Origin of the sequence: Vibrio floridensis, from assembly GCF_021852965.1 — a bacterium.
Lineage (GTDB): Bacteria > Pseudomonadota > Gammaproteobacteria > Enterobacterales > Vibrionaceae > Vibrio > Vibrio floridensis.
The window spans coordinates 837943-857673 of the sequence record NZ_JAKGCY010000001.1; the positions used below are offsets into that span (position 1 = coordinate 837943).

20 protein-coding genes are annotated in these 19731 nt (G+C 44.9%); 8 read left to right on the plus strand and 12 right to left on the minus strand.

The window, feature by feature from the left end; all coding sequences use genetic code 11:
- Positions 1-63: 63 nt before the first annotated feature.
- Positions 64-1836, minus strand: a complete 1773-nt coding sequence (locus LZU85_RS03470; RefSeq protein WP_237286383.1) for a methyl-accepting chemotaxis protein — start codon at positions 1834-1836, stop codon at positions 64-66.
- Positions 1837-2118: 282 nt separating this feature from the next.
- Between LZU85_RS03470 and LZU85_RS03475 the strand changes: the two genes are divergently transcribed.
- Positions 2119-2721, plus strand: a complete 603-nt coding sequence (locus LZU85_RS03475) for a beta-phosphoglucomutase family hydrolase (RefSeq protein ID WP_237286384.1) — start codon at positions 2119-2121, stop codon at positions 2719-2721.
- 64 nt (positions 2722-2785) lie between these two features.
- Here the strand turns inward: LZU85_RS03475 and LZU85_RS03480 are convergent, their stop codons facing one another.
- Positions 2786-3259: a BamJ family beta-barrel-assembly machinery protein gene (locus LZU85_RS03480; protein WP_237286385.1), complete on the minus strand. Its 474-nt coding sequence runs from the start codon at positions 3257-3259 to the stop codon at positions 2786-2788.
- Between the two features lie 17 nt (positions 3260-3276).
- Positions 3277-3903 carry a thiol:disulfide interchange protein DsbA/DsbL gene (locus LZU85_RS03485; RefSeq protein ID WP_237286386.1) on the minus strand — a complete coding sequence of 209 codons (627 nt, stop codon included), beginning with the start codon at positions 3901-3903 and terminating at the stop codon, positions 3277-3279.
- 214 nt (positions 3904-4117) lie between these two features.
- On the opposite strand from LZU85_RS03485, the gene LZU85_RS03490 reads away from it, so the two are divergent.
- Positions 4118-4714: an OmpA family protein gene (locus tag LZU85_RS03490; RefSeq protein ID WP_237286387.1), complete on the plus strand. Its 597-nt coding sequence runs from the start codon at positions 4118-4120 to the stop codon at positions 4712-4714.
- 88 nt (positions 4715-4802) lie between these two features.
- Here LZU85_RS03490 and LZU85_RS03495 read toward each other — a convergent pair whose 3' ends face one another.
- The 4 genes from LZU85_RS03495 to LZU85_RS03510 all read right to left on the minus strand — a co-directional run bounded on the left by LZU85_RS03495 (position 4803) and on the right by LZU85_RS03510 (position 6586).
- The gene (locus LZU85_RS03495) at positions 4803-5129 is read right to left on the minus strand and encodes a glutaredoxin family protein (RefSeq protein ID WP_237286484.1); all 327 of its coding nucleotides are present in this window, start codon (positions 5127-5129) and stop codon (positions 4803-4805) included.
- A 102-nt stretch (positions 5130-5231) separates the two neighbouring features.
- Positions 5232-5771 carry a hypothetical protein gene (locus tag LZU85_RS03500; RefSeq protein WP_176299087.1) on the minus strand — a complete coding sequence of 180 codons (540 nt, stop codon included), beginning with the start codon at positions 5769-5771 and terminating at the stop codon, positions 5232-5234.
- Positions 5764-6303: a YaeQ family protein gene (locus LZU85_RS03505; RefSeq protein WP_237286388.1), complete on the minus strand. Its 540-nt coding sequence runs from the start codon at positions 6301-6303 to the stop codon at positions 5764-5766. The genes LZU85_RS03500 and LZU85_RS03505 overlap by 8 nt, the downstream gene beginning before the upstream one ends.
- A 73-nt stretch (positions 6304-6376) precedes the next feature.
- Positions 6377-6586: a cold-shock protein gene (locus LZU85_RS03510; RefSeq protein WP_176299085.1), complete on the minus strand. Its 210-nt coding sequence runs from the start codon at positions 6584-6586 to the stop codon at positions 6377-6379.
- Positions 6587-7037: 451 nt separating this feature from the next.
- On the opposite strand from LZU85_RS03510, the gene LZU85_RS03515 reads away from it, so the two are divergent.
- On the plus strand, positions 7038-7277 hold the full coding sequence (locus tag LZU85_RS03515) for an alternative ribosome-rescue factor A (RefSeq protein WP_237286389.1): 240 nt from the start codon (positions 7038-7040) through the stop codon (positions 7275-7277).
- Here the strand turns inward: LZU85_RS03515 and LZU85_RS03520 are convergent.
- Positions 7274-8437: a threonine/serine exporter family protein gene (locus tag LZU85_RS03520; protein ID WP_176299083.1), complete on the minus strand. Its 1164-nt coding sequence runs from the start codon at positions 8435-8437 to the stop codon at positions 7274-7276. The genes LZU85_RS03515 and LZU85_RS03520 overlap by 4 nt on opposite strands.
- A gap of 232 nt (positions 8438-8669) precedes the next feature.
- Here LZU85_RS03520 and LZU85_RS03525 point away from each other — a divergent pair, with 232 nt between their 5' ends.
- From LZU85_RS03525 to LZU85_RS03540, 4 genes are all read left to right on the plus strand, one after another.
- Positions 8670-10052 (plus strand): sensor domain-containing diguanylate cyclase, encoded by a 1383-nt coding sequence (locus tag LZU85_RS03525; protein ID WP_237286390.1) that lies wholly within the window; start codon positions 8670-8672, stop codon positions 10050-10052.
- A gap of 92 nt (positions 10053-10144) precedes the next feature.
- Complete coding sequence (locus tag LZU85_RS03530; RefSeq protein ID WP_237286391.1) at positions 10145-11041, plus strand: DMT family transporter; 897 nt, start codon at positions 10145-10147, stop codon at positions 11039-11041.
- Between the two features lie 187 nt (positions 11042-11228).
- Entirely contained in the window at positions 11229-12437 is a 1209-nt protein-coding gene (locus LZU85_RS03535; protein WP_237286392.1) for an arginase family protein, read from the plus strand.
- Between the two features lie 32 nt (positions 12438-12469).
- Positions 12470-12835, plus strand: a complete 366-nt coding sequence (locus LZU85_RS03540; protein WP_017790892.1) for a nuclear transport factor 2 family protein — start codon at positions 12470-12472, stop codon at positions 12833-12835.
- A gap of 50 nt (positions 12836-12885) precedes the next feature.
- On the opposite strand, the gene LZU85_RS03545 is transcribed toward LZU85_RS03540, so the two are convergent.
- The 3 genes from LZU85_RS03545 to LZU85_RS03555 all read right to left on the minus strand — a co-directional run bounded on the left by LZU85_RS03545 (position 12886) and on the right by LZU85_RS03555 (position 17409).
- Complete coding sequence (locus LZU85_RS03545) at positions 12886-13443, minus strand: PhnA domain-containing protein (RefSeq protein WP_038941027.1); 558 nt, start codon at positions 13441-13443, stop codon at positions 12886-12888.
- 215 nt (positions 13444-13658) lie between these two features.
- Entirely contained in the window at positions 13659-16139 is a 2481-nt protein-coding gene (locus LZU85_RS03550; RefSeq protein WP_237286393.1) for a VolA/Pla-1 family phospholipase, read from the minus strand.
- 22 nt (positions 16140-16161) lie between these two features.
- On the minus strand, positions 16162-17409 hold the full coding sequence (locus LZU85_RS03555) for a porin (RefSeq protein ID WP_237286394.1): 1248 nt from the start codon (positions 17407-17409) through the stop codon (positions 16162-16164).
- Positions 17410-17784: 375 nt separating this feature from the next.
- On the opposite strand from LZU85_RS03555, the gene LZU85_RS03560 reads away from it, so the two are divergent.
- On the plus strand, positions 17785-18867 hold the full coding sequence (locus tag LZU85_RS03560; protein WP_237286395.1) for a site-2 protease family protein: 1083 nt from the start codon (positions 17785-17787) through the stop codon (positions 18865-18867).
- Between the two features lie 71 nt (positions 18868-18938).
- Here LZU85_RS03560 and LZU85_RS03565 read toward each other — a convergent pair whose 3' ends face one another.
- Positions 18939-19730 carry a M48 family metallopeptidase gene (locus LZU85_RS03565; RefSeq protein WP_139784372.1) on the minus strand — a complete coding sequence of 264 codons (792 nt, stop codon included), beginning with the start codon at positions 19728-19730 and terminating at the stop codon, positions 18939-18941.
- Position 19731: the final 1 nt, after the last annotated feature.

Consider the following 19731-nt stretch of genomic DNA (forward strand, 5'->3'; position numbering starts at 1 on the left):
GATGCGTTCTAAGTAAGTAAAAAAATGCCCCAGAGAGCTGGGGCATTCTTATTGTTAAACATATTAGCGTTGGCGAGTTTTAAACTGTGCAACTGCGACATCCATCGAATGAGCTTGAGAGGAGACTAAATCGACTTCTTTTAAACACTCTTGTGCAGAATGCATATTGTTTTCAGAGATGGTGTTCAACTCTGTGATAGAGCCACTGACTTGGGTCATCACCACGCCTTGTTCTTCAATCGCAGAGGCAATGCGTTCTGAGTTCGCTTGAATAGTCGTCATATCTGAAATGATTTGTCTGAGGCTCGAATCGAGTTTCTCAGAGGCATGCAAAGTGTCTTGCCCTTGCTCATTACACTGGTCGATATCTGCAACCACTTTAGCCATTTGTGACTGGATAGCAGACACCACTTTGGTTATTTCTTCTGTCGATTGGTGGGTACGGCTGGCCAGTGCACGAACTTCGTCTGCAACCACGGCAAAACCACGACCTTGCTCTCCTGCGCGAGCGGCTTCGATCGCTGCGTTAAGCGCGAGTAAGTTGGTCTGTTCTGCAATACCTTGAATGATCACCACGGCGCCACCAATTTTTTCAACATGGCCGTTAAGTGAACCGATAGACTGTTGACTGTTGGCAAGAATCGCTGTCAGTTGATCAATATTCTTCACTGTCGATTCCACCACATGGCGACCAGACTCAGCATTACGTGCAGCTTGCTGCACCCCTTCAACCGCGATATTGGTGCTTTCAGATATTTCACCAATAGTAGCGACCATCTCTTGAACAGACGTCGCCATGGTATTGGTGTGGTCGGCTTGGACATGGAACTGTTCGATTACACCTTCTAGCTCATCATGCATATTGCTGGTGCTGCGGGTCAACTGAGAGGATTTTTCTTGAGAGCTAAAGATCAACTGCTCGATTTTCTCCAACAAAGTGTTGAAGTGCTGACCAATCATCACCAGTTCATCTTTCCCTTTCAACTCACTACGTAAGCCTATGTTGTTGGTTTCACAAATAGATTTAATCGTTGTTGATAGGACTTGGACTTGATTATTGATCGAGCGAGAAATCTGCAAGATGACGATAATGAGCACAGCCAATAAGCTAAAGGTAATCACGTTCTTGATCATTACCATCTCTTTTTCTTGCGACACGTTTTCTTCATTAAGCGCTTTTGAAAAAGAATGGAAACCTTCTTCTACTTGGTGAGAAAGATTACGCACTTCACCAAGCAAGCCTTTGTTGTATGCAACACCAATCAGCACGTGTTGATCGGCGACTCGTTTTGCTGAATTCGTCAGCGCTTGGGTGTCACTAATTCCAGTGAGCAAGTTTGGTTGCATGTCCCCTTGTAACGTAGCAATGTTGAAGTCAATCAGTTTTAAGAGCTGATCAGCATCAGCGTTATCTTTCACCTTGTTCAATTCAACAAAATACTGAGCCAATAGGCCTTGTTGATCACTCAGACCCAACGTTTGAGATGCAGCAACAAGTTTTTGGAAACCTTTTTGATACTGTATAAGGTCCTGCCTGAATTGTGCACTTGAAGGTAAGTTGTTGTTACTTAAAATTCGCGCAAGCTGCTTTTCTGTTGTTAGGAATTCATCCACATTTTTATCGAAGGAACTTAAGTACTTCGCGTCACTACGTAACAAGAAGTCTTTTTCATTACGACGAAGGTTGAGCAGGCGAATTTCCAAGTCACTGACCAGTTTTATCGCTTGTTGTAACTGATTCGATTTGTCCACAAAGTGGTTTGAAGTAAAAAGAAGGGTAATGATCCCTAAAATTGCAATTGAACCCAGAGCATAGAGTTTCTGCTTGATAGTCATACTGAACACCTTATATATGAAAGCAGTATATATTTTTGCGCGATTATACAGTATCCAACTTCAATTGATTTAATTATTATTAACAAATTTTGTGACTCGCTGTGATTTTTTACCTAATAAATATCTTTTTAAACCAGTAGTTTATCGATGGTCGCACCGTGGCATATTTCACTAACACCAACGCATATAAGCCGAGCGTTTGGTGGAATGTTTCTTTTGTTATGGTTGTTGGCTTAAGTATAGAATTGACTACCCAATTTCACAAAAACAGACGTTACCTTGATGAGTACACATTTTCTAACTCGCTATGCGGGATTTATTTTTGACATGGATGGCACCTTAATCGATACGATGCCAGCGCACTTGAAAGCGTGGGAGCTAACTGCACAGCATTTTCGTTTTCCCTTTGAGCCATCGTGGATACACAGCATGGGTGGGATGCCAAGTTTTAAGATCGCTTCAGAGATCAACGATAAATATGGCCTGTCGCTCGTTCCTATGGCGGTATCAAAATTCAAAATGTCGGCGTTTGCTGAACTGGAGTTTCATGGTGATAACATCGATTGCACCCATGAATTGTTGGAACGCTATCAAGGGCAAAAGAAAATGGCGGTAGGCACGGGCAGTCAACGTGACAGTGCCATGCATCTATTGGGTAAAGCGAATCTATTAGATAAGTTGGATGCCGTGGTTAGCGCTACTGATGTCGAAAATCACAAACCACACCCGGATACTTTTCTATTGGCCGCACAAAAGTTAGCGTTAGCACCAAGTGAATGTGTCGTGTTTGAAGATACCGAGCTCGGAAAACAAGCGGCTCATGCGGCAGGAATGGACTGCGTGATGGTGGAAAACGGTGGGTTAGTATTCTACCCCGTACAGTGAAAATAGAAACGAAAAGTGCCACTCCAAAAAGTGGCACTTATATTGATTGCTCGGCTTAGGCTAACTACTGTATTTCGATCAGTTCCACATCAAAAACCAATACGCTTGCCGGCGGAATCGGACCAGAACCGCTTTTGCCATAACCCAACGAACTTGGGATAAACAAACGAACTTTTTCACCTTCAACCATGTACTGAAGGCCTTCTTGCCAGCCTTTGATCACTTGGTTGAGGTTAAAGGCAATGGGTTCTCCGCGTTCAACAGAGCTGTCAAAAACAGTACCGTCTATCAGCATGCCATGATAATGCACTTTCACACGGCTTGATGCCGTTGGATGTTTTTCGCCGTGACCTTTTTGTAATACTTGGTATTGCAACCCACTTTCTGTGGTGACGACTCCATCTAGCTTACTATTTTCCAGCAGGAATGTTTGACCTTTTTCGAAGTTAACTTCTGCGGCTTTGTGGTTGTTCCAAGTGCGATAAATCATAAATGCAGCAAGAACAAAAATGATGATTGGTAAAATTAATTTAGACACTAAATACCCCTATAGGTTTATGGTTTAGTAAGCAAAAACTGAATGGTCTTGCCAATGTCTTCGGCGTTTTGATGGCCTGATGTGATCACCTGATATTTTCCATTCACGATAAAAGTGGGTACTGAGTTGATCTGTGCGACCTGTGAAATCTCATCTGCGTGTTGGAACAACTCAAACATTTTGTCTTGCTGAGCTTTTTCAAGTTGGTATGGACTAACCAAACCACGTTTTTCAAAAGCGGCTTCGAGCGCCTGCTGTTTTTCAACCCCAGAAACTTCCGGCCCCATTTGGACTGCGGCAAAAAGCTCATTCATAAAGTCGTGATCTGGGATGTCATTTAGCTGCATCACCGCGGTGTAGAAGATGAAGGCGCTGATTTGAGCGCTGTCGTTGAAGGTAACATGCAGTTTGCCAAACGTTTTGCCCGTTTGTTCTTGTAACTGCGGAATAACACCTTCCATTGTTCGACAATGGCCACAAGTCAGTGCGAAGACTTCAGTCACCTCAGGTAGTTGATAACTCGTTAAAGATTTCGCCAAAGTTTTGTACTGAACGCCTTCAGTGGGTTGGCTACTGTCACTACAAGCGGTTAACGCTAGCGCGGCCAGCAAAAGAAGTGAGATTTGCTTAATTTGTTTTAGCATAATCAACTCAGTGTAATAGTAAGTAGACCTCATTCTAGCGGCTAACATTGTGCTCGAAAACCGCTATTTATGGATAACTTGCACTTTGAAACAATATGTAAGTAAACGGCGTACTTTTGTACAAGTAAGATAGCTAAACTAAAGAATTTCTAAAGATTTCTACTTTTGGTCGATACTATACTCAGAGGACAAATTGAGGTGTTGGGTTGAACTGATGAAAAAACGTATTTTGTTTGCATGTGTTTTGCTATCGGGTTGCAGTAATTTGATTGTCCCCCCCAATATGCTCGATACCGCTCCCAAAACAGAAGCTGAACTGATCTATCCTGAATGGGGTGGAGAAACGCCTAAAGATGAGCCAGTAGCACCGCCAACTGTGATGCCAGCAAAACAAAATTTTGATTCATTGCAAGATTTCCTCAAGCAAAATGCCATTGAGTATCAAGTGTTGCCAGGGGAGCACTTGATGATCCATTTAACGGAAACCATCCACTTTAAGACGGGCTCCGCAGAAGTCTCGCCCATTTCAGCAAGATGGATAGGATTGCTCGGTAGCTATTTAAACAGTCGTAATGACGTAGATGTGGTCATTGATGGGCATGCCGACAGCACAGGCACCTCTGGTTTTAATAACACTCTGTCAGAAAAGCGTGCGGGTGAAGTGAAAAAGCAACTCTTGATGTCGAGAGTGCCCGAACATCGTGTTTATACGCGCGGATATGGCGAATATCTTCCTGCCTGCAGTAACAGCTCTATCAACGGCCGAAAATGCAATCGCCGTGTCGAACTGATGCTGATTGTAACCAAATAACGCGGCTGTAGTACAAGCCAAAATAAGACGAAAAAATGGCAAAAGGCACTTAACGTGCCTTTTTTATTATGCGCTATGGGAAAAACGTTTAAGGGAAGGTTTTCTCTAAGTACGCCACGATATCGCTCGACTCATACATCCAACGAGTTTGCCCATCTTGCTCTATCCTTAAACACGGCACCTTGATTCTGCCACCACCTTGTTCTAGCTCTTGTCGGTGGATTAGGTTATTTTTTGCGTCTCGCAGTTCCACATTCACAGACTGTCTCTTCATTGCTCTGCGTACTTTTACACAAAAAGGGCAGGCTTCAAATTGATATAAGCTTAGGTTTTGGGCTTGACTGTCCACCAACGCCTGCGCTTCTTTAGAGCGTTTCACGCCTTTAGGAGAGAATAGAGCGTTAACCAACAAGATAGTTTTGCCTAAAAACTAACGAATGAATTGCATAACAGACTTTCCATAGTAAAAAAACGTGGAAAGTCTATCAGGCTTTGGATTGTTATCAAACCTGTGTCGTTATGAGAATAGGGCGTTAACGATACGTTGCCAAAGAGTCAGCTTTGCATCGTGGCGTTGAAAAAGAGTTTTTCCTTGATAAAAAGCGTGCATCAGTTCAGTTCGCACCACGTCAGGCGTGGTACCGAGGAATGGAGCAAGTTGCATCGCACTTTCTGCCGCATGATCGTTAGCAAGGCTAAAATCCATGTTCAAGCGCCCCTGAACAAAGGCCCAAAGCGTGGAAACCATCAACAGATCATGCAAGTCAACATCATGAAATTTATCACTGAACGCTTCGCCGACCGATTTATCAAAGACGTCGCGCATCGAGTGGCGACTTTCTTTGTTGGTCGTAAATTGAGCTAGGGCTTCTATGTGTGCTTTAGTGAGTACTCCAAGCAGAAGTAGGGCGACAGAGGTCTCTGGCTTATTCTCACGAACGCGCATAAATAGGGCATTTTGCGCGTCGCAAAAACGGTGCAGGGTGTCTGAATTTTGTTCAACATACTCAAGCGTACAAGCGCCTAGTTCAGTCAGAGCTTGCTTTATTTCACTCATGGTGCTGCAGTATTTCCCAATCGACTTGCTGATGGAAATTTTCACCATCGATAAATAATGAGTTGCCGCTGATCATCACTGACAGTGAGCTACCGCGCTGCAGTTTATCTGCCAATTGCTCAATGGCTTCTGGTGAAAATTGGAAAACTGACGCTTTCAATTGTTGGTACTTACCTTTATTTTTTTCCCACCAGACGGAAGACTTAGCGTTAAAACTGTAAACCGACACTTGTTTAGCTTGACGTGCGGCTTTCTTGATACGGTCCACCTCTGGTTCACCGACATCAATCCAAATAGCAATGCTGTCGTCGAGTTGCTTTTTCCAAATATCGGGCTCTTCGATGGTGGATAGCCCTTTGGTAAAGGTTAATCCTTCTTCCGCATGGAGGCAAAATGCCAGCAATCTTGCGGCTAAGCGGTCTACTTTTTCTGAGGGGTGAAGGGCTGTGGTCAATGAAATCGTCTCAAAGTGATCGCGATTCATATCGGTGAGGTTAATACGAAATTTATAGATGGTTGGTTTAAGTGCCATAGTGGAAATCGTGCTTTTGAGCCATAAAAATAGCCAGCACTATGGCTGGCTACCGTAAAAATGTCCAGTCTAATTAAAGCACTGTGATCTCTTCTGCCTGAGGACCTTTTTGACCTTGAGAGACAACGAAAGAAACTTTCTGTCCTTCAGCTAGTGTACGGAAACCGTCACTTTTGATTGCAGAGAAGTGTGCAAAAACGTCCGGGCCGTTTTCTTGCTTGATGAAGCCAAAACCTTTAGTTTCGTTAAACCATTTTACGGTGCCGGTTACTGTGTTAGACATGTGTAAATCCTATCTTCTATAAATTCTATTGAGTCGAGTTAGCGACTCTATTACATGGAGAAATTAAACGTTTTGTATCGCACAAGCCGAGAATGTCAAGTAATCCGGCAAATGCGTAAAACAAAGGCTTTATTTCCAACCAAGCAAGAGTCTAGGAGATCGGTTGCAGGAGTCAACGGATCGCTTGAGGGAAAGTTTGAATCTTTGTAGCGAATCACTCTTTTGTTTCCAATTATTTAGTCTTTTTCCAGAATAAGAGAACCCGAAATCGAGACTTGTTACTTAGATGGACATATTTAGGACGTTTTTTCTAAATTTGATGCTAGCTTGTCGGTCCAGTATCTGCAGAAATCAAGAGCAAGAATTCCTTTATGAACCATTGACAGCGCACTTACTTTGCCTTTCAATAGCGACGTTTTTATAAACGTTTAATTAAAAAACTGAGGTAACCATGACTAAGCAAAGTGAACGCCTCCCGCAGTTCAGTGAAGAGACTGAATTTGGGCGAGGAGTGATTAAAGATAACGCATTAAAAGCGGTAGTGACCAGCCAACTGTTTAGAACCAGAGTGGTTAAAGCGAAAAAAGGAAAAGGAAGTTTCCAAAGAAAAGCAAAGCATAGTGGTAAAGAGCCCTATTCAAAGATGATAAGAGTATCACTTTTGAATAGGGCTCTTCCTTTATCGATTTAGTGTTCTATTTTGGGAGAGTATATGGCGTAAGCGGTAATTTGTCCGGCAACGATGGCTGAAAACATAAACAGCGCGGAAAGGCCAATACTCGGAATCGGTAGTATGGATTGCTCAAACACCGATTGGCTCGCGCTGATCAACACTCGGCTGCCGGGTACCAGAATAATAATGCCTTGCACAATATAGATAGAGCCTGTGAGCTCCATTTTTTTCGCTAGCCAAGTCCCGTACAAAGTAATCAACACGGTTGTTACCCACGTTCCGACAACCCAACCACTTTCAAAGCCTAAGTAGAATGGTCCCCACATCCCCAGCATCGCCACTGGTAAACCGAGCACAATATCAAGAGGTCGTGCGTTAAACAGAATGCCAAGTGAGATCGAGAGCAAAAATAGCCCAAAGATGTGCATCCACATGGGCACTTCGTTGGTATAGGAAATCGATGCGGCTTGCCCCCAAATGGCTTCACCGATGTTCAGTCCCATCACTATCCCGACGAACAGTTTGATCAGTGTGAGTGCACTTTGGCCGAGCAAACTAGTGCCGGAGATTAAATCGTTAAACGCTAGACACTCTAGTGAGTTAGCAATAGATAGCCCCGGTACGAAGAGAATTACGGCAGCCACGCACAACGCCCAAACGGGTATCGGTAGTCCGGTGTTGGCAAGATAGGCGACAAAGATACCAGTGATGAGCGATGAAAAAAATTCCACTGCAATCGCTCGACGCGAGTGAAACACCTGCTGGCATAACCAAACAAGCAAGCCAAGAATAAAAGCAAAACCAACCGCTTCCAATGTGCTACCCACCAACATCAGATATGCTGGAGGAATGCCCATGTTCGCCATCGCAATCACCCATTTGGAATAACCGACTGGCTCAGGGACGGGTTCATTGCTCGGCTGATTGATACGGATAATGGTGTTGGCTAACAAGCTTAGATTAATGGACGCAGGTTTTAGGCGTTTCATGACAACGGTATTGTTGTCATCGGAAAATTGATAGTTGATCGCGGTCGGTGTTGCTTGGATCATCACCTCAATTCCATGCTTTTGCGCATAATATTGTGCGTATTTTTCTACTTTGTAGGGAGCGCATCCACTGCGATGGAGGGTGTCGCCAATCTCAACGATTTTTTTAATTCGATACTGCGAGGACATGTTAATTTCTAAGGCCAGAAAAAGTGGCCATAAAGTAGCAGAGACGTTAACAGGAAGCGAGATCTTAAACTCGATTTTGGTACAAAATAAATGATCAATGTCGCTATGGTTGAAACAACTCAAAACACATTTTTCACTGTGTTCTCAACAAAAAGAAAATGAATGCTTAAATTAGAAGTAAACTCTTATAGTGGTTATACATTTTTCTACAGCGAAAGGCAGATCTAACAAGATGAATTTACGTGTTTTGCGGCTTTTGATTATTGGCTTTTTGTTGCTTGCTCACAATCCGAGCTACGCGTTGGAGAAAGAGTCGAACAGGCTTAAAGTCGCAAACTCGAAAGCGTGGAAGCCTTTTTCATACATCGCAGAAGATGGAAAGCCGAGAGGGATTTTGGTTGATTTATGGCAGCTTTATGGCGAAAAAAATGGCCTTGAAATAGAGTTTGTCTTATTGGATTGGGCCGACTCGCTGAAAGCGGTCGAGGATGGCCGTGCAGACGTGCATGCAGGGATGTTGTGGTCAGAGCCTAGGGAAAAACGTTTTGACTTCGCAGATTCGATAATGACGATTAATACCCAACTTTATTTGAGCCAACGTATCATAACCACAGATTTAAACGCATTTTTGTCCGGTGCAGAGACTCGAAGTGTTGGGGTGGTAGAAGGAGGGTATGAAGAACATTATGTAGAAACTCATTTTCCTCAGTTGTCGTTAGCTCGCTTTAAAAATAATCGTTTGATGATGGAAGCCGCTTTTCGAGAAGAGATTGATGCGTTTGTCGCTGATCTGCAAGTGGCCAATTTCTATATGTACACCACAGCTCGTTCAGTGGCCTATATTCCCGTTTTGTTCTTGTATTCTGGTGATATTCGCCCCGCTGTTGCCGAAGGGAGTTCACTATTAACAAGCGTGAATAAAGGCTTTAAAGTTGTTGGTCAGAAAGATATTGAACGCACCATTAATAGTTGGATCAGCATACAAACGGTTTATCCAAAATATCTTCTTCCCAGCATAGTTGGCGCATTTGTTCTTTTCTCAGTCGCGTACATTGTTGTATTGAAGAAAACCGTAAAATCACGAACCTATGAGCTAGAAGTGGCAAATCAAAATCTCTTGTCTTTATCTCAGCAAGATTATTTGACAAAAATCAGCAATCGGCGCCATTTCATGAACCAGTTACAACAGTTACAACCGAGTGATTCCTCAGTGTCAGTGTTGGTTTTTGATATTGATGACTTTAAAAGCATTAATGATAGTTACGGTCACGCTGCAGGTGATTTGGTGATTCATGGCGTCGCTCAAGGTTTGCTTGATATCTTGCCTCAAGGTGCGCTTTATGCTCGTGTCGGAGGTGAAGAGTTTGCGGTTGTTGTTTGTAAACTCAACTTCTCGGAAGCTCAATCGTTGGCGGAAAAAATTTGCCAGAGAGTAGCTATGTTGGTGTTTGACGATTTTTCTGCAGCCGTTACCATTAGCTTAGGCTGTGCGTATTACCCTGAGCTGAAAGGCTCTGTCGATTTAGGTATGGCGGACAAGCTAATGTACCAAGCTAAAAATTCAGGAAAGAACCAAGCGTGTGCGGCAAAAATCCCCAATAAACATTGTCAGTAGACCCGACATCTGTGTAAGTCGAGAATCGCTGCCGGGTTTGAAACTTTGTGATAGAGTGCATTTACTCTGTTTTCTCCCACATCAGTTTTCCTATGTTATCGAATTTGAAGTCAGCGTTTCCCCTTGGCGTCCGCTACATGATTCTATCGGCTTTGGGCTTCGCTCTAATGTCTGCCAGTGTTAAGTACGTGAGTGTGCACGGTATTCCTTTGTTTGAAATTGTCGCGGCCCGAGCTTTGGTTTCACTAATCATCAGCTATCTGGATGTCAAACGAAAAGGGATATCAGTTTGGGGGAACAACAAACGCTGGTTGTTTGCTCGCGGGGCGGTCGGAACGCTCGCTTTGATGTGTGTCTACTATGCCGTAACGGCATTACCTTTGGCGGAAGCGACCATTCTTCAGTACGTACACCCCGTTTTCACTGCGTTACTGGCGGTACTCTTTTTGAAAGAGCGAGTACAGCCTGCGACCCTTGCGTGTATCACGCTTTGCTTATTAGGGGTTTTCACCATGGTTTACCCAAGCTTTGATGCATCGGGTGTCGGTGAGTTACCGATGTTGAGTGTGGGTATTGCGCTATTGGGGGCGTTTGGCAGTTCGATTGCCTACGTGATTGTTAGGAAACTGAGTCGCACAGAAGACAGCTCTGTTATCATTTTCTATTTTCCTTTAGTCGCACTGCCAGTGTCAGCCATGCTCATTGGTGACGACTTTGTTGTGCCAGATATTACCCTGATTTTGATACTGATTTTGGTGGGTATCTTCACTCAAATTGGCCAGTTTGGTCTTACCAAAGCGATGCAAACCCAAACTGCGGGTAATGCCTCTGCTTATTCTTACGTGCAGATCGTTTTTTCGGCTTTGTTAGGCGTCGTACTATTTAATGAGGTTCCCTCAATTTGGACGTTGTTGGGGGGGGCATTGATCGTAGCAGGTGCTTTGATTAACGTATTTGGACCGAAATCCAAGTGGCTAGCGAATCGCTAGTTGCTAGAAGCGAAAAGAAGAATGCGTCATCCAGATCTGCCATATTCTAGTATCGCCTTTTAAACGCGTTGGGTTAGGTGGATCTGACTCTCATTGTTCTTCTTTGAGAGTAGGTTCTTATCGACTCTGTTGGGGAATGTGCTACTAATTCAGTCTGTTGAAGCATGGTGAAAGAACAGGGTGGAGAATGATTTCATTACAGGGTCACATAATTGTTGACAAAGCCGAGCTAGAGAAGGTGATACAGGCACTGCCTCTACACATGGAACTCACACGCAAAGAACCGGGCTGCTTAACGTTTAGTGTAAGCCAAGATCCTGTCAATCCTTGCTTGTTTCACGTCGAGGAAACATTCACCTGTCAGTTTGCTTTCGATGAGCATCAACGACGCACAGCCATTTCTGCTTGGGCCGAAATTACACGTTCGGCAAAACGTTGTTATCAAGTGTCTTACCAAACTCAAGTTACACCAAGGGCACGTCGCTACGACATCATTGGTGCGCCATTCAATCAGCTTGGTTGTTACGTTACCAATCAGAACCCTGTCGAGCAATTTCGCCAGTTTGATGACAAAACAGGGCTAGGCTTATCTCAGTGGATGGCGATTCGCAATGATCGCTGGGATGCGGATATCAACGATTGCGGGGATGTTGTCGCTTCTTCCGATGTGCTCGACATGTTGGCATCCGATAACAAAGAGCAAGCCTTGGCTCTTTATAGCAGCGAGTTACAACAGAGGCTGCTTAAAAGCTATCAGCGGGGTCGAGTACCGATTACGATTGGCGGCGATCACTCGATTGCGGTCGGCACGGTGCAGGCCACGCTCAATTTCTATCAAAACCAACAAGAGAAGCGAGTTGCGGTGATCTGGGTTGATGCACACGCAGATTGCAACAACCAGTTGGCGAGTAATCTTCATGGTAAGCCTATCGCGCTGCTGATGAACCAATATCCACATAATGGCTGGCAGATCGAAACATCATCCACCTTGTCGCCCAGCGATGTTTACTTGATTGGTGTAAGGGATTTAATGCCAGCGGAACAACAATTGATGACCCAATGGCAAATCTCCCATTATTCTATGGATATGATTGAGCAGAAGGGTATCCACACCATCGTCGATACACTGCTGACTCATCTTGATCGTCATTATGACCACATCTACTTGAGTTTTGATTATGATGCGTTGGATGGCGCGCAATTTCGTGCTTGTGCCACACCGAATGTCGGTGGGTTGTCAGCGCGAGAAGCGTTGTATCTGGTGAGAGCTGTAGCGGCCCACCCAAAATTTGTTGGAGCGGACTTTGTTGAATATCTGCCTGAGCTGGATGAATCAGGGGTATCAAAAGAACTGATGATTAAATTGATCGACAGTGTTTGGGGTTTTAGGCAGTAGCGACACAATGATAACGTTGGAAAGGACAACAAATGTACACAGAGCAAGAACAGCAAACCATTGATATTGTTGAGCGACAACTCGAAGCATACAACCGCCGTGATATTGAGGCCTTTGCAGCCACGTATCACCCAGAGGTTGAAATTGCCCATTTTTCAAAAGGGTTGCTTTATTCGGGTAGGGAGACCTTGATCAAACGTTATGGCGAGAAGTTTGGCGGGTTAACGTATTTACGTGCGACCTCGTTAAAACGTATCGTTCATGAGCAATATTTGGTCGACCATGAGTTGGCGGAATCTTCAGATTTGGCAAGTCGGGAAATAAACCGCAGCATTAAGGTGGTGGCCGCTTATGAAGTGGAAAATGGACTGATTAAACGCGTCACGTTCATGGGATAAAAAATGGGTGTTCATTCGAACACCCAAGATCATTTAGCGTTAGCGAGACATTACTTTTTACGGCAGTATTCCGCGATAACGTACATAGATTGGCCGCCATTCACTTTACCAGAAACCAATTTAGGATCGTCACTTAGGCTAATGCCACGGATAACGGTACCTTGTTTGATAACTTGGTTAGTGCCTTTGATTGGCAGATCTTTGATAACCGTAACATCGTCGCCTTTTTTCAGTTCAGCGCCGTTACAGTCAACGGTTTTGTCGTCCGCAGACATTCCTTTCATAGCCCAAGTCTTGATCTCTTCTTCCATGTACATCATGTCAAGAGCGTCTAAAGCCCAGCTTTCAGAGTTTAGGCGAGTCAATTGCCGCCATGCAGTCACTTGTACCGCAGGAACCTGGCTCCACATGCTGTCAGTAAGGCAGCGCCAGTGGTTAATGTCTTTTGGCTCATCGATTTCACCTAGGCACTTGTCACAAACCATGATAGCTGTGTCAACGGTCACGTGACCGTGAGGCGGCACTGCATAAGCAGTAAGCGAAGATTCAGAAGAACACAATTCACATTTAGACTGGCAACGATCCAGCAGAGTTGCTTCGATAGACATAAGAACTCACCTTAGTAGTATTAACTTGAGGCGGTATTATCCACTTTATCCTGAGAATTAAAAGGGTCTTCGCCAATTAAAGTGGGGGTTTTACAATAATCTAACCCAAATGGAAGATTCAATTTAAGCCATGAACGTCCGAGATATATAACATCTAATAAAATGCCCAGTGTTATAGAAACACTGGGCACTAACTTAACCGGGTTATTGTTGAATTATTTGCTTGCGTCCAACCACCCTGCGTTGACTGCTAATGAACCGTCACTGTTGCCTTTGGTGAGCGTAAACTGAACGATTTGTGAACTCATTTCACCGTGAGCTGCAGTTTCGTCAGCCGATCCCGGTGCAATCACCGTAGAGTGGGCTGCGTTAGATGATGCATCAAAGTATGAAGCAACACGCGGACCAGAGGCATCAGTCGCTGTATTTGCTAATCCTAGTTTCTTAAACAATGGCTCTGTGCCTGCGGTCGGAATTTTCGACACTTTATTGGGAATGGTCGCATCGCCATTGGATTGAATGCCCAACAAAGAGCCGCTCACTTGAGAAGCCATATTGAATGGGTCAACGTTGTCCAATACGGTCTGCGCAGCGTATGTAAATGAGGTCAATGTACTATCGATTTCACTTTTCGTTTCGGCATCCGCCGCGCTGTAGAAGTTGTTGAAACAAGTGCCAGGATCGTCTTTGGTCGGACATGTATTCGCGTAGTAATTTAAGTAACTTGGAATTGCCGCCGCAGTGATGCTGTGCTTGATGATTGGTGAAAATGAACCAGACTCAAACAAAAATGGTGCAATACCGCCACCTGGATTGGCTAATGTTGCTGTCTGGTAAGCAAACATCGGATCAATCGCTGGATTGATCGAGGTATTCGCAACAGCGTAGCTACTGATGCCAGTAATGCCACCGATAGAATGACCAATCAGAGAAACATCCGCCTGATTGACTGTCTGGAAAGCGACTTCTGTTGGATTTACGTAATTGAGTGCGTATCTCAGTCCTAAACCGTCTATTGCGCCTTGACGAATGTTGTCTCTTGCCACTGGCAAGTATTCAAGATTCATAAAGACAGTCGGTGTCTGGGGCGTCGTTACGGTTCCATCGGACAAAGCACGTTGACCATGCAATGGCTGATCGATAGCGATTAATGCATACGGGGTTTTGCCCGTTTGAATCGCGGTACTGATGTGGCTCAGTGCTAATGCATAAGCACTTTCCTTTAGGTTGGTGATTCCGTGCTGGTATTGCAGTAGTGGTACATTATCTGCGCCAGCTCCCTTAGGAACAAACATGATGAAAGGCACTTCTTTGACAGCGCGGATCTGTGGTACTGCACTGTATCTGGTCATAATTCGATCGGCGTCAAGCTGAGTACCATCGGCTAATGTCAGTTTCGCTCCCACAAGCAGCGCTTGGTGTTGCGCGGAATAAAGCTGATCTGGGAGAACAGTAAAACCTAAATCGCTTAACTGACGGATGATTTCAGCCTTATCTGCGTCAGAGCCTGAACTCAAGGTCTTTAGAATCTTAAATACACTTGGCATACCGCTACGCCAAGGAAGCGTCTTCCATTCTTTACCATCAACTTGATCACTCAGGAAGTAGGGCAGTTTGACTGTACCACGAAACACTTGAATGGAATCGAGTGTCGGTGCGGCCGCTGCTAACGTCTCGTAACTGGCTTTTAACGCACTTGCCTGCTCGTCACCAAATGCCGTTTTGAAGAGTGGATCATTAGTGACTGCTGTGCCGAAATCGGCACCGACATCGTCTGCATCAATGCTGTAAAGCGAGTTGAGATCGTCAACTGAGAGGTTGTTTGGGTTCGCGGTGCCTTTCCAAACACCAGCCGGCTTAACAGCAGGATTCACTGAGGCAGCTATCGCTGCTTTTGTTCCCTGCATTACATTGCCTGCTGACGCAGTCGTAAACCAAGAAGAGTAGACAATTTCATCTTTGTTGGTGACTTGTGCATTATCTTCGAAGGTTTTTTCAATATTCCAGATAATTTTTTGCGGCGTCGCCAATACACCAGACTGAGCCGTTGAACTCTTCAAGCTTGCATAGGAGCTGGAGGTTCCTAGCGGGTTGTTATTGCTGTCTTTAATCGACTCTGTCAGTGCATAGATGTAGTTTGACGCAGGATCCAAACCGTTGAGAGGAACAACGTTAATGCTCTTCAGATCAGTTGTGACAGCAAGAAAATCAACACCCGGAGTTAGGGCAGTAAAATTAGTCATTGCGCCAGTCGCAAGATCGACATCAACCTTAGCCACACGAATACCAGCATTTAGGTTTTGACTAAATGGGGTGCCATTAGGAGTGATGATCAAATCGTTGAGAAGCGTGACACCATCAGCAAGGTTTAGAGGGATGCTAAATGGCATAATGGTACTCCAACCATCCGACTCGCCCATTGCAACTTGAGGGTTATCCAAGCCTTTAGAAGAACCCGCACTAATTGGGATATTCAAGGTGTGATCATTGGTATCAAACAGCAAGAAAGAGGGTAGCGGTACCGCCGCAGATGTCCCTTTCAAGGCGAACTTAATTGACGCATCGCGCCCCAACAATTCCTGAACGCTTGGTTCAAAAGTCACTGAACCTGTCGTGCCTGAGCTTTCTGTGTTGTCACCACAACCCGCAAGTAGGATTGCTGAACATAGTAGCGATAATTTAAAGGTATGTTTCATCGTTATACTCCATCAATCCTAATTACTTAAAGGTGTAGTTCATTTGAATCGCGCTGATATAGGCCGTGCCTTCTGCTTCAAACTCAAGCACAGCATCTGCTGCGTTGGTTTCTTTGAATGAACCAGAACGGCTCTTAACCAGTGCAAAGCCCGCGTCGATCGTCATGTTGTCGCTCATCAAGTAAGTTAAGCCTGCGCTGTACCAGAAACGGTCGCTGTCAGGAATGCTGAGGGTTGCTTCACCGGCTTGTTCATCAAATGCTAAGCCTGCGCGAAGAGTCCAGCTTTCGTTCATTTGATAGGTTGCACCAAGTGAATAACGATTGTTGTTTTCGTAATGCTCTGGTTTATAGAAGCATTGACCAGCGGTACCATCGTTACACTGTGGAGACGTTGCCTTTAGCTCGGTGAATGTGCTCCATTCGGTTTGTTGCCAACCGGCGTGCATCGCCCATTGCTCGTTAAATTCATGGTATGCCGAGACTTCAATGATGGAAGGTAGGCTGATCTGTAGACGGCCATCGACTTTAGGGGCTGTGGCGATGCCTGAATCGTAGCTGCTGAATTCACCATCATCGAAATCCAGATCGACTTTGGAACGATAACCCAAACCAAAGCGTGTTTTTTCACTGAGTTCGTAGAGTGCGCCGACATTCCAGCCGTAACCAAAGGTCGTGCCAGTCATACCGATCAGGTTTTCAGATTTATCAGTCGATCCAAACAGAGGTGCAAGAGAACCCTTGTGACGAGTCAACTCTGCGTGTGCATAAACAAAATTCACACCCGCACCTACGCTCAACGCTTCGTTAACGCGATAGGCGATATTGGGGTTAATCCCCACTGAAACTAACGCCGTATCACCAGCCATGTCGCCAGCCGAAATGTCGTTTGGGTAGTCAGTCGCCACACCGTAGTTAGTAAACATACCAATACCCCATGCCCACTTCTCATTGATAGGGCTGATGTAATAGGCCGCAGGAACAAGTTGCAAAGGCGCAACGTCATCAGATTGTTCGCCATTCGTTTTATCGTAAACATTGACCTCTGGATCAACGATAGACAGAGCACCAGAAAACTGTGCGTTTTCAAATAGTGTCATCGCAGCTGGGTTTCTCGCCAGTACCGAAGCGTTGTCAGCAACAGCCCCTTCACCGGAAAACGCTCGACCAAGACCAGACGCTGAATGTTCCGCAACTTGGAAACCAGCGCCATTAGCATGGCAGGTAAACAATATCGATATCGTCAGCAGAGAGCAGTTCTTCTTGTTCATCCTTGACCCTCCTAGGGTGTGTGATTGTGGACAGATGTCCTTGTAATTGTTGTTTGTTATGAAACTCAACTTATCGAGTTGAGTATTAATTCTATTATGTAACATGAATGTTAATTTAATGTAAGCAAAGGTGTCAAAGTCAGTGTGCTTTTTAAACAGTAAATTTGATGCATGGATCAAGTCAGTATCTCTAAGGCGATGTATTATGGAGATATTTACTCAATGAATGGTTTGACCAGAAATATTTTGATTATTTGATGGGGAAATAGCGTGCTATCTGTTCAAATTGTGCGCTGTTCAGAAGAAGGGATCTTTTAACGCTAATTGTGCGCAGGCATAATGGGGCCTTTGTCTATTTGGATAGCCGAGTTAACGTTGGAATTATTAAATATCGAACTTCTAGGACGCTCATTGAGACTTGAAGGTTCTATGGCGGGCTGGCAGCAGCTTTTTTGGGACAACACACTCGTTTCTCAGCGCGATGCAACGCAAGGGCAGCATTCGGAATTTTCACACCAGTTTGTCTTGATGGCTGGGGAGGAAGAGCTCAGATGTGAGCTGTCGGGTCAGCTTGACTGGCAACCGTTTCTGTTTGACTACCAATGTTTAGTCAATGGTCAAGTGGCAGCCAGTGGCACTAGAAACGAAAAAGACATCGAGCAGCAAGTCCCTGTGCAACCACGCCAAGAAGAGCGCCGTTTTAGTCTTATTGGCTTGATTTCTTTAGGCATGAAAGCATTTAAAAGTGCCAAGATTATCAAAGTTGCCCTTGCTTCAATGAGTTTGGCTGCTTATTCATGGCTTTTTTCATTCGAGTTCGCGCTGGCATTGATTGCTTGTTTAGTGATTCACGAATATGGTCATGTTCGCGCAATGAAATACTTTGGCATGCAAACCAAAGGTTTTTACCTAATTCCGTTCTTGGGCGGGATGGCGCTTAGCGACGATAAGATCAATACCCGTTGGCAGGATGTGGTGATTTCCATTATGGGGCCGTTTTTTGGTCTGATCCTCAGCGTAATTCTGGTGGTGATCTATTGGCTGACGGGAGAGGCTTTTTTTGCTGGGCTGGCGGTGTTTAATGCCTTATTAAACTTGTTTAACTTACTGCCCATTCTCCCATTAGATGGTGGGCATATTCTCAAAAGCATCACATTTTCGATGAACAGTTGGGTGGGACTCGTTGGCGGCGTACTCACTGCGGCTGCGGGTGTGTATCTTTCCTATGCATTAGGTTTAACGCTGTTTGGTTTTCTGCTCATTATGGGGATGTTAGAGATTGTGATGGAATGGCGTGGCCGACATCATAGCCATCTTCTTCCTCTGACGCGTTATGGTCAGTGCTTTGCGTTTGCTTGGTATCTTATGTCTGTGGCGGGTTTTGTTTCGATCATCTGGTATTTTGCGGCAACCGGTGATGAATTGATGCGTTTACCGCTATTGATTCTTGGCTCCTAGCAAATCCCTTGCTTCTAGAAAAAGTCTCGTATTGCCAATAAGAAAGAGCTCCTTCACGGAGCTCTTTATGTTTAAGCTTTACAGCTCGGAGACTTACCTTGGTAAGCGGGTAATTTACTGGCTTTGTCCTGCAAATCTTTGATGCGCGTACTGTGGGATGGGTGAGTTGAAAGTAGCTCGGGAGGTTGGTTTCCGCCTGAGGCTTTTGCCATGTTTTTCCACAGTTCCACACTCTGTTTTGGATCGAATCCTGCTTTTGCCATGTATTCTAGACCGACAATATCGGCTTCGGATTCTTGGGTTCGGCCGTAAGGTAAAATGACCCCATATTGCACGCCAACACCCAAAGCCGCCATGGTAATTTGTTGATATTGCTTATACTCAGACGCACCGATGGCGACGTTGGCCAACTGCAATCCGGCATTGGCAAGCTGACTTTGAGAGAGACGTTCATTGCTGTGTTCTGCAAGCACGTGCGCCACTTCATGGCCAATGACCGTCGCCAGTTGGTCTTGGTTAACGGCGACATTCAGCAAGCCTGTATAAACGCCAATTTTTCCCCCTGGCAGGGCAAAAGCGTTCACTTGGTCACTATCAAATACCACCACTTCCCACTCTTTGAAACCAGGTTGAGGGGGAATGGTGTCGGTAATCGCTTTGGCTACACACTGAACATATTGATTGGTCGCTTTGTTTTGGCTAATCGGAATCTCTTTCTTCATCTGCTCAAAAGAGTTCGCACCAAGCGTGGACATCTCACTGTCTGAAAACATCAGCAGTTGATTACGCCCGGTAGGGGAAGAAGTGCAAGCAGTAAGCCCAGCAACGGCGATGAGTGCAGAAGCTTTCAACCACGATGACATA

Coding starts and splice junctions, on each gene's coding strand:
- LZU85_RS03470 (WP_237286383.1), bottom strand. CDS start 1,836: ATGACTATCAAGCAGAAACTCTATGCTCTGGGTTCAATTGCAATTTTA.
- LZU85_RS03475 (WP_237286384.1), top strand. CDS start 2,119: ATGAGTACACATTTTCTAACTCGCTATGCGGGATTTATTTTTGACATG.
- LZU85_RS03485 (WP_237286386.1), bottom strand. CDS start 3,903: ATGCTAAAACAAATTAAGCAAATCTCACTTCTTTTGCTGGCCGCGCTA.
- LZU85_RS03490 (WP_237286387.1), top strand. CDS start 4,118: ATGAAAAAACGTATTTTGTTTGCATGTGTTTTGCTATCGGGTTGCAGT.
- LZU85_RS03500 (WP_176299087.1), bottom strand. CDS start 5,771: ATGAGTGAAATAAAGCAAGCTCTGACTGAACTAGGCGCTTGTACGCTT.
- LZU85_RS03505 (WP_237286388.1), bottom strand. CDS start 6,303: ATGGCACTTAAACCAACCATCTATAAATTTCGTATTAACCTCACCGAT.
- LZU85_RS03510 (WP_176299085.1), bottom strand. CDS start 6,586: ATGTCTAACACAGTAACCGGCACCGTAAAATGGTTTAACGAAACTAAA.
- LZU85_RS03515 (WP_237286389.1), top strand. CDS start 7,038: ATGACTAAGCAAAGTGAACGCCTCCCGCAGTTCAGTGAAGAGACTGAA.
- LZU85_RS03520 (WP_176299083.1), bottom strand. CDS start 8,437: ATGTCCTCGCAGTATCGAATTAAAAAAATCGTTGAGATTGGCGACACC.
- LZU85_RS03525 (WP_237286390.1), top strand. CDS start 8,670: ATGAATTTACGTGTTTTGCGGCTTTTGATTATTGGCTTTTTGTTGCTT.
- LZU85_RS03530 (WP_237286391.1), top strand. CDS start 10,145: ATGTTATCGAATTTGAAGTCAGCGTTTCCCCTTGGCGTCCGCTACATG.
- LZU85_RS03535 (WP_237286392.1), top strand. CDS start 11,229: ATGATTTCATTACAGGGTCACATAATTGTTGACAAAGCCGAGCTAGAG.
- LZU85_RS03540 (WP_017790892.1), top strand. CDS start 12,470: ATGTACACAGAGCAAGAACAGCAAACCATTGATATTGTTGAGCGACAA.
- LZU85_RS03545 (WP_038941027.1), bottom strand. CDS start 13,443: ATGTCTATCGAAGCAACTCTGCTGGATCGTTGCCAGTCTAAATGTGAA.
- LZU85_RS03550 (WP_237286393.1), bottom strand. CDS start 16,139: ATGAAACATACCTTTAAATTATCGCTACTATGTTCAGCAATCCTACTT.
- LZU85_RS03555 (WP_237286394.1), bottom strand. CDS start 17,409: ATGAACAAGAAGAACTGCTCTCTGCTGACGATATCGATATTGTTTACC.
- LZU85_RS03565 (WP_139784372.1), bottom strand. CDS start 19,730: ATGTCATCGTGGTTGAAAGCTTCTGCACTCATCGCCGTTGCTGGGCTT.